Source organism: Pseudomonas sp. MLB6B (genome assembly GCF_054508135.1).
On sequence record NZ_CP199313.1, the window covers coordinates 3,720,932 to 3,733,469 of the forward strand.

General features: G+C 65.1%; 9 protein-coding genes. 5 read left to right on the forward strand and 4 right to left on the reverse strand.

The genetic code is table 11. The annotated features are described in order from the left end of the window. Positions 1-30 precede the first annotated feature (30 nt). From fadA to ACSMEV_RS16475, 3 genes are all read right to left on the reverse strand, one after another. Complete coding sequence (gene fadA, locus ACSMEV_RS16465) at positions 31-1,206, reverse strand: acetyl-CoA C-acyltransferase FadA (protein WP_459206105.1); 1,176 nt, start codon at positions 1,204-1,206, stop codon at positions 31-33. 31 nt (positions 1,207-1,237) lie between these two features. Next, complete coding sequence (gene fadB / locus ACSMEV_RS16470; protein ID WP_459206106.1) at positions 1,238-3,385, reverse strand: fatty acid oxidation complex subunit alpha FadB; 2,148 nt, start codon at positions 3,383-3,385, stop codon at positions 1,238-1,240. A 480-nt stretch (positions 3,386-3,865) separates the two neighbouring features. Continuing rightward, positions 3,866-4,303 carry a hypothetical protein gene (locus tag ACSMEV_RS16475; RefSeq protein WP_459206107.1) on the reverse strand — a complete coding sequence of 146 codons (438 nt, stop codon included), beginning with the start codon at positions 4,301-4,303 and terminating at the stop codon, positions 3,866-3,868. A gap of 110 nt (positions 4,304-4,413) precedes the next feature. On the opposite strand from ACSMEV_RS16475, the gene ACSMEV_RS16480 reads away from it, so the two are divergent. Then, positions 4,414-4,857, forward strand: coding sequence for a universal stress protein (locus ACSMEV_RS16480; RefSeq protein ID WP_459206108.1), 444 nt, complete (start codon positions 4,414-4,416; stop codon positions 4,855-4,857). 57 nt (positions 4,858-4,914) lie between these two features. On the opposite strand, the gene ACSMEV_RS16485 is transcribed toward ACSMEV_RS16480, so the two are convergent. Beyond that, positions 4,915-6,843 (reverse strand): ATP-binding cassette domain-containing protein, encoded by a 1,929-nt coding sequence (locus tag ACSMEV_RS16485; RefSeq protein WP_459206109.1) that lies wholly within the window; start codon positions 6,841-6,843, stop codon positions 4,915-4,917. 206 nt (positions 6,844-7,049) lie between these two features. Between ACSMEV_RS16485 and ACSMEV_RS16490 the strand changes: the two genes are divergently transcribed. The 4 genes from ACSMEV_RS16490 to dsbG all read left to right on the forward strand — a co-directional run bounded on the left by ACSMEV_RS16490 (position 7,050) and on the right by dsbG (position 12,476). Further along, positions 7,050-8,978, forward strand: coding sequence for a transglycosylase SLT domain-containing protein (locus ACSMEV_RS16490; RefSeq protein WP_459206110.1), 1,929 nt, complete (start codon positions 7,050-7,052; stop codon positions 8,976-8,978). Positions 8,979-9,089: 111 nt separating this feature from the next. Continuing rightward, entirely contained in the window at positions 9,090-10,895 is a 1,806-nt protein-coding gene (gene dsbD, locus ACSMEV_RS16495; RefSeq protein ID WP_459206111.1) for a protein-disulfide reductase DsbD, read from the forward strand. Then, the gene (locus ACSMEV_RS16500) at positions 10,895-11,719 is read left to right on the forward strand and encodes a TlpA family protein disulfide reductase (RefSeq protein WP_459206112.1); all 825 of its coding nucleotides are present in this window, start codon (positions 10,895-10,897) and stop codon (positions 11,717-11,719) included. Before dsbD ends, ACSMEV_RS16500 begins: the two co-directional genes overlap by 1 nt. A 1-nt stretch (position 11,720) precedes the next feature. After that, positions 11,721-12,476: a thiol:disulfide interchange protein DsbG gene (gene dsbG / locus ACSMEV_RS16505; protein ID WP_459206113.1), complete on the forward strand. Its 756-nt coding sequence runs from the start codon at positions 11,721-11,723 to the stop codon at positions 12,474-12,476. The last annotated feature ends 62 nt before the right edge of the window (positions 12,477-12,538 follow it).

Below are 12,538 nucleotides of genomic sequence, written 5' to 3' on the forward strand. Positions count from 1 at the left end.
TGGGCCCCGGCTGCTGTGACAACGAAAGGATCAGCGCCGTTCGAACACAGTAGTGATGCCCTGGCCGAGGCCTACGCACATGGTGGCGACCCCGAGGGTGCCGCCCTTCTGCTTCATCACGTTGAGCAGAGTCCCGGAAATCCGGGCGCCCGAACAACCGAAAGGATGGCCGAGGGCGATCGCGCCGCCGTGCAGGTTAACCTTCTCATTCATCTTGTCGAGCACTTTCAAATCTTTCAGTACCGGCAAGGCTTGTGCGGCGAAGGCTTCGTTGAGTTCGAAGTAGTCGATGTCGGCGATGGTCAGACCCGCGCGCTTGAGCGCTTTCTGCGTCGAAGGCACTGGACCGTAGCCCATGATCGCAGGGTCCACTCCCGCCACCGCCATGGAACGGATCACTGCCAGGGGCTCGATGCCCAGATCCATCGCGCGCTGACCGGACATGACGATCATGCACGAGGCGCCGTCGGTGATCTGCGAGGAACTTCCGGCCGTCACGGTACCGCCCTTGGGGTTGAACGCAGGCTTGAGTGCGGCCAGGCCTTCGAGGGTGGTTTCCGGACGAATGGTTTCGTCGAAGTCGAAAACCTTGAGGAAACCGTTCTCGTCATACCCTTGCATGGGGATGATTTCGTCCTTGAAATTGCCCTCGACCGTGGCCTTGTGCGCCAACTGGTGCGAACGCAGGGCGAACTGGTCCTGCTGCTCGCGGGTGATGCCGTGCATCTTGCCCAGCATCTCGGCGGTCAGGCCCATCATGCCCGAGGCCTTGGCCGCATGCAGCGACAGATGCGGGTTGGGGTCGACGCCGTGCATCATGCTGACGTGGCCCATGTGCTCCACGCCGCCGATGACGAACACATCGCCGTTGCCAGTCATGATCGCCTGGGCGGCGGTGTGCAGCGCGCTCATCGACGAACCGCACAGACGGCTGACGGTCTGCGCCGCCGAGGTGTGTGGAATGGGCGTCATCAGCGAGGCCATGCGCGCCACGTTCCAACCCTGTTCGAGGGTCTGGTTGACGCAGCCCCAGATCACGTCCTCGACTTCTTTCGGATCGACCTTGGCGTTGCGCTCGAGCAATTTCGTGATCAGGTGCGCCGACATGTCTTCGGCGCGGGTGTTGCGGTGCATGCCACCCTTGGAGCGGCCCATGGGCGTGCGACCGAAGTCGACGATCACCACGTCTCTTGGATTCAGGCTCATATCAAATCTCTCGCTCTAGCTCGTTGACCGCTCAGTTGAAGAAACGCTGGCCGTTCTTGGCCATTTCGCGCAGCTTAGCGGTCGGGTGGTACAGCGGGCCCAGTTCGGCATACTGGTCGGCCAGGGCGACGAACTCGGCGACCCCAATCGAATCGATGTAGCGCAGCGCACCGCCACGGAAGGGTGGGAAACCGATGCCATAGACCAGGCCCATGTCGGCTTCGGCGGCGCTTTCGACGATACCGTCTTCCAGGCAGCGCACCACTTCCAGGCACAGCGGGATCATCATCCAGTTGAGGATGTCGTCATCGCTCAGCTCGCGCTGCTCGTAGATCACCGGTTGCAGTACGTCGAGCACGGCAGGATCGGCGACTTTCTTCGGCTTGCCGCGTTTGTCAGTCTCATAGGCGTAGAAGCCCTTGCCGTTTTTCTGCCCCAGACGCTTGGCCTCGTACAGCGCGTCGATGGCCGAGCGGCGGTCGTCCTTCATACGGTCAGGGAAGCCTTCGGCCATCACGTCGCGGCCATGGTGACCGGTGTCGATGCCGACCACGTCCATCAGGTAGGCCGGGCCCATGGGCCAGCCGAACTTCTCCATGACCTTGTCGATACGCACGAAGTCGACGCCGGCGCTGACCAGACGGGCGAAACCGCCGAAGTAGGGGAACAGCACGCGGTTGACCAGAAAGCCTGGGCAGTCGTTGACCACGATGGGGTTCTTGCCCATTTTCTTGGCGTAAGCCACGGTGGTGGCGACGGCTTCGTCGCTGGACTTTTCACCGCGGATCACTTCCACCAGCGGCATCATGTGCACGGGGTTGAAGAAGTGCATGCCGACGAAGTTTTCCGGGCGTTTGAGCGCCTGGGCCAGGAGGTTGATGGAAATGGTCGAGGTGTTGGACGCCAGGATCGTATCGTCCTTGACCTGCCCTTCCACTTCGGCCAGGACCGCCTGCTTGACCTTGGGGTTTTCGACCACGGCTTCGACGACGATGTCGACCGTGCCGAAATCGCCATAGGACAGCACCGGGCGAATGGCGTTGAGCGACTCGGCCATTTGCGCGGCGGTCAGGCGGCCTTTCTCGACACGGCTGCCGAGTAGCTTGGAGGCTTCGCTCAGGCCCAGTTGGATTGCCTCTTCGCGAATGTCCTTCATCAGGATCGGCGTGCCTTTGACGGCCGATTGGTAGGCGATGCCGCCCCCCATGATGCCGGCGCCGAGCACGGCGGCCTGCTTCACGTCACGGGCGATGCGGTCGTAGGCCTTGGCCTTGCGCTTGAGTTCCTGATCGTTGAGGAAAAGGCCGATCAGGCTTTGCGCCACAGCGGTCTTGGCCAGCTTGGCGAAACCCGCCGCTTCGACTTCCAGCGCTTTGTCGCGGCCGAAGTTGGCGGCTTTCTGGATGCTCTTGATGGCCTCGACCGGGGCTGGGTAGTTCGGCCCGGCTTGCCCGGCGACGAAGCCCTTGGCGGTTTCGAAGGCCATCATCTGTTCGATGGCGTTGAGCTTGAGCTTGTCCAGCTTGGGCTGGCGCTTGGCCTTGTGGTCCAGCTCGCCGCTGATGGCGCGCTTGATCAGGTCGAGGGCCGCAGCGTGCAGCAGTTGCGGTGCGACCACGGCGTCGACGGCGCCGAGCTTCAGCGCGTCTTCGGCACGGTTCTCCTTGCCCGAAGCGATCCACTCGATGGCGTTGTCCGGACCGATCAGGCGCGGCAGGCGCACGGTGCCGCCGAAGCCGGGGTAGATGCCCAGCTTGACTTCCGGCAGGCCGATCTTGGCCTCGCTGGACATGACCCGGTAATCGGCCGCCAGGCACATTTCCAGGCCGCCACCCAGGGCGATGCCGTTGATGGCCGCAACGGTGGGCACCTGCAGGTCTTCGAAGGCGTTGAAGATACGGTTGGCCTGCAGGCTGCCGGCGACCAGCTCGGCTTCGGGCAACTTGAAGTTGTCGACGAATTCAGTGATGTCGGCGCCGACGATGAACACGTCCTTGCCGCTGCTGACGATCACGCCCTTGACCGAGGCATCGCTGGCGATGGCCTCGACGGCCTGGCGCAGTTCTTCGAGGGTGAGGCGATTGAACTTGTTGACGGACTCACCCTTGAGGTCGAACTGCAGTTCGACGATGCCGCTTTCAAGAGCCTTAACCGTGATGGCTTTACCTTCGTAAATCATCAACTGATCTCCATGGGATGGAAGCTGAACGGTACCTGCCGGTCGCCGGACACAGGCGCGATTCGCCGCGTGTTCCAGGCACACCCGCCAGCAGACTGTTCGGGATTCTGTAGAAGCGTTCGGACATCTAAACGCTCAATTCATACGCCCGTTTGATTCGGGTGCGCACACATTCTCCGAAAAGATCAAGGATGTCAAATGCCCGAAAGCATTCGGCCAAACCGACCGTTCGGTCATTCTGCACCGCCTAGGTCGAGGGCGTGACGAGCGTGATCGGCGATCATTCATGCCAGGCATGCAGGCTCGCCACACATGCGCGTACTGGACTATAGTCAATGCGTTTCCCGGCCTGCCTGGCCTTTTCTGCGGCAGCAGAACGCATCGCGGGGCCGTACCCGTTTCGCTCGACTGGTCAACCCAGCCATCGAAACGGGTACGGCCCCGCGATGTCGTTTCAGCAGTGGTGAGTGAGGGCTCGTCTCAGGCGAGCGTATCGAGCGCTCGCTTGACGGTCTCCACCACACCCTCGTCGCCACGCTCGCCCCAGTACAGGGCGAGCATGCGCGAATCGGCTTCGACCTTGTAGACGCTCTCCGGCAGCTCGGCGAACACCGCCACCAGCCGCGCTTCGTCGCACACCTCGCGCCACTGGTTCCACCACACGCCTGGGCTCACCTGCCAATAGCTCCAGGTGTCGACGCGCCCGGCACGGCGTGCGCGGTGGTACTGCGGGCAAGGGCTGGGCGGCTGCTTTTCCAGCCAGTGCGGCCACTGCTGCGGCGCCAGTTGCATGGCCAGCCCTGCGCGGCGCGCTTGCAGGCGCAGGTCCATCTGCCGACTCTGCTTGCGCGAGGGCCGCAGCCAGGCGAGCGGGCTGAGAATCAGCGCAAGGATTGACACAACCAGCCATACCGTCATATCTGTACGTCCCCTGAAACGTTGCACATGAGCGTGTTAGTCCGTTTTACGGCGAGCGTCTCGAAAGCGACCATACTTCCCTTATCCCCCGATCCTCAGGAGTGCCGCTCATGCCCTACATTCATCTTCTGGTCGCCGTCGACCTGACGGAAGAGTGTGATCCCGTGATCAAGCGTGCCATGGAAATCGCCACACCGAACAACGCCAAGGTATCGCTGGTGCACATCGTCGAGCCCATGGCCATGGCGTTCGGCGGCGACGTACCGATGGACCTCTCGCAGTTGCAGCAACAGCAGCTCGACCAGGCCAAGGAGCGCATGGACCGTCTGTTCACCAAATACGCTGGTATCCAGCGCGGCGATTCGCACCTGGCCTATGGCCAACCCCGTCAGGAGATCCATCAACTGGCCAAGGAACGGCAGTGCGACCTGATCGTGGTCGGCAGCCACGGTCGTCATGGCTTGGCACTGCTGCTCGGCTCCACTGCCAACGACGTGCTGCACGGCGCGCCCTGCGATGTACTGGCGGTGCGCTTGCAGAAAAAAGACAGCTGATGCAGTCGCGGCGCCCCAAGGGGCGCCGCGCGCATTACCGGGCCGCTCGGCCCGAATTCAACCTTCGAGTTCCGCCCAACGCTCCACCAGCACGTCCAGCTCGCCCTGCAACTGCTCCAACTGCGCCAGCACGGCCGCGGTTTCGGCGGCAGGCCGCTGGTAGAAACCAGCGTCGGCGATGGTGTCCTGCACCTTGGCCATCTTCTGTTCCAACGCGTCGATCTGCTGCGGCAATAGCTCCAGCTCGCGCTGCAATTTGTAGCTGAGCTTCTTCTTCGCAGGTTCTACGCCAGGCTGTGCCACCGGTGCCGGCTGCACCTCGGCGACCTTCTCCACCACGGCGCTGTTGAGCTCGGACTTGCCGCCCTTGCTTTCGGTCACGCCCAGCAGGCGCGGCGAACCGCCTTGGCGAATCCAGTCCTCGAAGCCACCGACGTACTCGCGCACCCGGCCCTCGCCTTCGAACACCAGGGTGCTGGTGACCACGTTGTCGAGGAAGGCCCGGTCGTGGCTGACCATCAGCACTGTGCCCTTGTAGTTGCACAGCACTTCTTCGAGCAGTTCCAGGGTCTCGACATCAAGGTCGTTGGTGGGTTCGTCGAGCACCAGCAGGTTGGCCGGCTTGCTGAACAGCTTGGCCAGCAACAGGCGCGCGCGCTCGCCGCCCGACAGCGCCTTGACCGGCGTACGGGCACGCTGCGGGCTGAACAGGAAGTCGCCGAGGTAGCTGAGGGCGTGACGGTTCTGCCCATCGATCTCGATGAAGTCGCGGCCTTCGGCGAGGTTGTCGATCACCGTCTTTTCCAGATCCAGCTGATGGCGCAACTGGTCGAAGTAGGCCACTTCCAGCTTGGTGCCCCGGTCGACCTTGCCGGAGGTGGGCTCCAGGTCGCCGAGCATCATCTTCAGCAAGGTGGTCTTGCCGGTACCGTTGGCGCCCAGCAGGCCGATACGGTCCTGGCGCTGCACGACCATGGAGAAGTCCTTGACCAGCAGCGGGCCGCCGGGATGGGCGAAGCTGACGTTCTCCAGCGCCATCACCTGTTTGCCGGACTTGTCCGCCGATTCGATGACGATGTTCGCCTTGCCCTGACGCTCGCGGCGCTCGCCACGTTCCACGCGCAAGGCCTTCAAGGCGCGCACACGGCCTTCGTTGCGGGTACGGCGGGCCTTGATGCCCTGACGAATCCACACCTCCTCCTGGGCCAGGCGCTTGTCGAACAGCGCGTTGGCGGTTTCTTCGGCGGCCAAAGCCGCTTCCTTGTGCACCAGGAAGCTGGCGTAGTCGCCGTTCCAGTCGATCAGCCCGCCACGGTCCAGTTCGAGGATGCGCGTGGCCAGGTTCTGCAGGAAGGAACGGTCGTGGGTGATGAACAGCACGGCGCCGGTGAAGCCTTTGAGCGCTTCTTCGAGCCAGGCGATGGCGCCGATGTCCAGGTGGTTGGTCGGCTCGTCGAGCAGCAGCAGGTCCGGCTCGGAGACCAGCGCCTGGGCCAGCAGCACACGGCGACGCCAGCCGCCGGAGAGTTCGGCGAGGGTCTTGTCGGCCGGCAATTGCAGGCGGCTCAGGGTGCTGTCGACCAACTGCTGCAAGCGCCAGCCGTCGCGCGATTCCAGTTCGTGCTGGACGTGCATGAGCTTGTTCAGGTCTTCGTCGGTGACGATGTTCTGGCTCAGGTGGTGGTACTCGGCCAGTAACGCGCCCACGCCGTCGAGGCCTTCGGCGACCACGTCGAACACCGAGCGACCATCGGCCAGGGGCAACTCCTGGGGCAGCTCGCCGATCTTGAGCCCTGGGCTGCGCCAGACATCGCCGTCGTCGGGGCGCTGCTCGCCCTTGACCAGGCGCAGCATGCTGGATTTGCCGGTGCCGTTGCGGCCGATGATGCACACCCGCTCGCCGCGGCCGATCTGCCAGGACACCTTGTCCAACAGCGGCATGGCGCCGAACGCGAGGGACACATCGCTGAATTTGAGAAGGGTCATGGCGGTCTCCAGAAAACGGGCGCGCAGTCTACCCGGTTTGGCGCGGCGCGGCATCAAGCGCAGGCCCTGTCGCGCCCCGCTCGTCCGCAATCGGCCAATCGCTGCGCGGCGCTTTCGCCGCCTCTGGGCAACGGCTAAGCTAGGGCGCTCATTTCACAGTGCTGGCCACGCCGTCACTTTCCATGGTTCAACTGCACGGACGTATCATGCGCAGCCGCCTGTTCCAGATCGTTTCCTGCCTGCTGCTCGGCGCTGCGTCCAGCGGCGCGGCCCAGGCCACCGACCTCATCCAGCAACGTCAGTACTACGACGAAGCCAAGCGCGCCCTGGCCAAGGGGGACAAAGGCCCGTACCTGCGTTACGCCCAGGCCCTGAGCGACTACCCGCTGACGCCGTACCTGGCCTACGACGAACTCACCGCGCGACTGAAATCGGCCAGCAACGGCGAGATCGAAGCCTTCCTCAAGGAACACGGCGACCTGCCCCAAGCCAACTGGATGAAACTGCGCTGGTTGCGCTGGCTGGCCGAGCGCGGCGAGTGGGACACCTTCGCCCGCTACTACGACCCCAAGCTCAACTTCACCGAGCTCGACTGCCTCAACGGCCAGTACCAGCTCAGCCACGGTCTGCACGCCGAAGGCCTGGCCAGCGCCGAAAAGCTGTGGCACACCGGCAAGTCGCAACCGGCGGCCTGCGATGTGCTGTTCGGCATGTGGTCGGCCGAAGGCCAACTGACCGAAGCGCGGCGCTGGGAACGCCTCAAGCTCGCGGCGCAGGCGCGCAACTACGGCCTGGCCAACGCCCTGGCCAAGACCCTCATCACGCTCAATGGCCAAGGCCAGTTGCTGATCGATGTGGCGCAAAAGCCCGAGCTGCTGAACCAGCCCTCGCGCTTCGCCCCGCCCAGCGAGGCGATGTCCGACATCGTTAGCCTGGGCCTGCGCCGCCTGGCCCGGCAAGATCCGGAACGGGCCATGTCGATGCTCGACGACTATGCCCAGCGCATGCATTTCTCCCGTGACGAGCAGGTGGCCATCGCCCGCGAGATCGGTTTGAGCCTGGCGCGCCGCTACGACCCGCGCGCCCTCGACCTGATGACCCGTTACGACCCGGAGCTGCGCGACGACACCGTCAGCGAATGGCGCATGCGCCTGCTGCTGCGCCTGGGCCGTTGGCAGGACGCCTACGACCTGACCCGCCGCCTGCCCGCAGACCTGGCCAACAGCAATCGCTGGCGCTACTGGCAGGCGCGCAGCCTGGAACTGGCCAAGCCCAACGATCCGCAGATCCCGCAGCTGTACAAGGCCGTGGCCCGCGAGCGCGACTTCTACGGCTTCCTCGCCGCCGACCGCGCGCAGACGCCCTACCAGCTCAACAACAAGCCGCTGGTGCTGAGCCAGGCGCTGGTCAACAAGGTGCGCAACACCCCTGGCGTGCGCCGCGCCCTGGAATTCCATGCGCGCGGGCAGATCGTCGACGGGCGCCGCGAGTGGTACTACGTCAGCCGCCACTTCAGCCGCGACGAGATGGTCGCCCAGGCGCGCCTGGCCTACGAGCTGCGCTGGTACTTCCCGGCCATCCGCACCATCAGCCAGGCGCAGTACTGGGACGACCTGGACATCCGCTTCCCCATGGCCCACCGCGACACCCTGGTGCGCGAGGCCAAGGTGCGCGGCCTGCATTCGAGCTGGGTGTTCGCCATCACCCGCCAGGAAAGCGCGTTCATGGACGACGCCCGCTCCGGGGTCGGCGCCAGTGGCCTGATGCAGCTGATGCCGGCCACCGCCAAGGAAACCGCACGCAAGTTCAGCATCCCGCTGGCCTCGCCGGCGCAGGTGCTCGACCCCGACACCAACATCCAGCTCGGCGCAGCCTACCTCAGCCAGGTGCACAGCCAGTTCAACGGCAACCGGGTACTGGCCTCGGCCGCCTACAACGCCGGCCCCGGCCGCGTGCGCCAGTGGCTGCGCGGTGCCAAGCACCTGAGCTTCGATGTCTGGGTGGAGTCGATTCCGTTCGACGAGACGCGCCAGTACGTGCAGAACGTGCTGTCCTATTCGGTGATCTACGGGCAGAAGCTCAATTCGCCGCAGCCTCTGGTCGATTGGCACGAGCGTTATTTCGACGACATGTAAGCGTGTCGGCGGCGCGGCCTGAAGGCCCGCCGCCGCTCGTTCGGCGTTAACTCCCCGTTAATCACTCCTCGCCAGGCTACGCGCTCCTTCACCGTCAGCAAGGCACCTGTGATGCGCGTCTTCCTCCTTCTCGCGGGTCTGTTGCTGAGCACCTTGCTCAGCGCCAACCCTTTCGCCAGCAAACCGGATTTTCTGCCCGTGACGCAGGCCTTCGACGTGACACACGAACGCCAGGCCGACGGCCGATGGCTGATCGATGTGCGTATCCAGCCGGGCTATTACCTGTACCAGAAGCGGCTCACGTTCGACGGTCTGCCCGTCGAGCAACGCCCTGCCCTGCCGCCTGCACTGAATCACCATGATGAGTTCTTCGGCGACAGCCCGGTGTACCGCGAACGGTTGGCCTTGCGACTTCCGGCCAACGTGCGGGGCACCTTGCGCTTGGGCTGGCAAGGGTGTGCCGATGCCGGATTGTGCTACCCGCCGCAAACGACGGTGATCGATCTGGGCGAAGGCTCGACCGGCTTGATAGCCGACCCGAGGTCGGACGCACAGGTCGCACTGGAGCAGGCCGCAGAGGCCGATGCCCGCCCTGCTTCGACCGCAGCTCCCGCGATCACCACCGAGCAAGCCAGCGATCAGGCCCTGGCCAGCGATCTGCTGAACGGCTCGCTGGCCTGGAGCCTGCTCGCCTTCTTCGGCCTCGGCCTGCTGCTGGCCTTCACCCCCTGCTCGCTGCCGATGCTGCCGATCCTCGCCGGCCTGGTGCTGGGCAACGGCGCCAGTGCCCGGCGCGGCGGGTTGTTGGCCGGTAGCTACGTGGTGAGCATGGCGTCGGTCTACGCTGCGCTGGGCGTACTGGCCGCCGCCCTGGGCGCCAGCTTGCAAGCCTGGCTGCAACAGCCCTGGCTGCTCGGCGCGCTGGCGGCGCTGTTCGTGTTGCTGGCGCTGCCGATGTTCGGGGCGTTCGAACTGCAATTGCCGGTGGCCCTGCGCGACCGCCTCGACCGCGCCGGGCGCAATACCCAAGGCGGCAGCCTGTCGGGCGCGGCGTTGCTGGGCGCGTTGTCCGGCCTGCTGCTCGGTCCTTGCATGACCGCGCCGCTGGCCGGCGCGCTGCTGTTCATCGCGCAGAGCGGCGACCTGCTGCAAGGCGGCCTGGTGTTGTTCAGCCTCGGCCTGGGCATGGGCGTGCCACTATTGCTGATAGTGACCCTGGGCAATCGTTTCCTGCCGCGCCCCGGTGCATGGATGGAGCGGGTCAAGGCGGTATTCGGCTTCGTATTCCTGGCGATGGCTTTGTACATCCTGCGCAATCTACTGCCGGCTTCGCTGGTGTTGGGTCTTGCCGCAGCCTGGCTACTGGCGCTGGCCTGGAGCGCCTGGCCGACGCTGCGCGCCAGGCCGGCACTGCGCGCGCTGTCAGCGATGGCCGGGCTCTGGGGCGGTTTGATGCTGATTGGTGCGGCAGCCGGCGGTGACGATCCTTGGCAGCCACTGCGGCCTTTCGCAGCGTTGCCCGCCGCCACGGTCGCAGCGCCCGCTCCGACAGCGTTCGACACGGTAACGTCGCACAGCCAACTGCAAGCCGCCCTGGACGCCGCCAAGGCGGCGAACCAGTGGGTCATGCTCGACTACACGGCCGACTGGTGCGTGGCCTGCAAGGTGCTGGAACAGCAGGTGTTCTCCCGCGCCGATGTGCAGGCAAGCCTGGCGGCCGTGCGCCTGATCCGCGTCGATGTCAGCACCGATTCCGCCGACAGCCGCGCGCTGCTGCAACGCTACCAGGTCCCAGGCCCGCCTAGCCTGCTCTGGATCGGCCCCGAAGGTGAAGAGCGGCGCGCGCGGCGCATCACCGGCGCCATCGACGCCCCCGCGCTGCTCGAGCACTGGACACTGACGCGGGGCCAAGGCTGATGCTGACCGTCACCCTCGGGCCGCTGACCATGGCCCTCAACCACCTGCTGTTACTCGCCGCTCTGGGCCTGGCCAGCCTGGTCGGCTGGCTCGTGGGTCGACGACAGGGGGCTAATCCCGAGTCGGCATTGTTCAACTTGTTTCTGTTGGGACTGCTGGGCGCACGCATCGGCTTCGTGGTGGCCTACTGGCCTTTGTACTGGGAGGACCCCGCGCAGATCGTCGACATTCGCGACGGTGGATTCCAGCTCTGGGGCGGAGTGCTCGGTATCGCACTGGGTGGCTTGTGGTACGGGAATCGGCGCCCAGCGCTGCGCCGGCCATTGGCCTGGGCCTTGGGCAGCGGCGCCTTGTTCTGGTGCCTGGCGTCGCTGGCCAGCCACCTCTACGACAAGGGCACCGAACTGCCGGCGATCAGCCTGCGCGATGCCCAAGGTCAGGCCGTGGCGCTGCACAGCTATCGTGGCCGCCCGCTGGTGGTCAACCTCTGGGCCACCTGGTGCCCGCCCTGTCGCCGGGAAATGCCGGTTTTGCAGGAAGCGCAGCACGCCTACCCGCACGTGACGTTCCTCTTCGTCAACCAAGGCGAGACGCCGGCCAGCGTGCGCACCTTCATAACTACCACTGGCCTGAGACTCTCCCACGTACTGTTCGACGGCACGGGCGATCTGGCGCGCACAGTCGGCTCCATGGCCCTGCCCACCACACTGTTCTACAGCGCCGAGGGACGGTTGCTCGGCAGCCACCTCGGCGAGCTGTCGCGCGCCAGCTTGCGAAACGCACTCGAACGCTTCGACGCCACCCCCTCCGAACAAGGAAACTGACATGCGCCTTTCCCTTCTGCCGATCACCGTCGCCCTGCTTGGCGCCCCTCTGGCACAAGCCGCCGAACTGCCCGCCCCTGTCCAACAGATCGAAGCCAAAGGCGCCGTGATCAAAGGCCGCTTCGACGCGCCCGGCGGCCTCCAGGGCTACGCCGCCGAATACCAGGGCAACGCCTTGGCGCTCTATCTCACTGCCGACGGCCAACACGTGCTGGTCGGCAACCTGTTCGACGCCAAGGGCAATGACCTGAGCGCCAAACCCTTGGACGAACTGGTCCACCAGCCCATGAGCAAGGCTGCGTGGAGCCAGCTGGAACAGACCACCTGGATCGCCGACGGCAAGCCTGACGCGCCGCGCACGCTTTACGTGTTCAGCGACCCGAACTGTCCGTACTGCACGATGTTCTGGGAGCAGGCACGGCCCTGGGTCAAGGCCGGAAAAGTGCAATTGCGCCATATCCCGGTCGGCATTATCCGCCCCGACAGCCTGGGCAAGTCGGCCGCGCTGCTGGCCGCGAAAGACCCGGCCAAGGCATTGCACGACCACGAAGCGGCCGGCAAGGCGAGCGCCCTCAAGCCGCTGGCGCAGATTCCGGCGCCAATCGAAAAACAATTGCAAGCCAACCAGCGCACGATGGAAGCCCTAGGCCTGCACGCCACGCCAGCCATCTTCTACCTCGACGACGAAGGCCGCCTGCAACGCCAGCAAGGCGCCCCGCGGCCCGAGACGCTCAAGACTTTATTGGGCGAGCGCTAGTCGTCGGCGCTATCGACCTTGCCATCGTGCGGATCGTGCCCACGCGGGGCTGCCGTACAGCC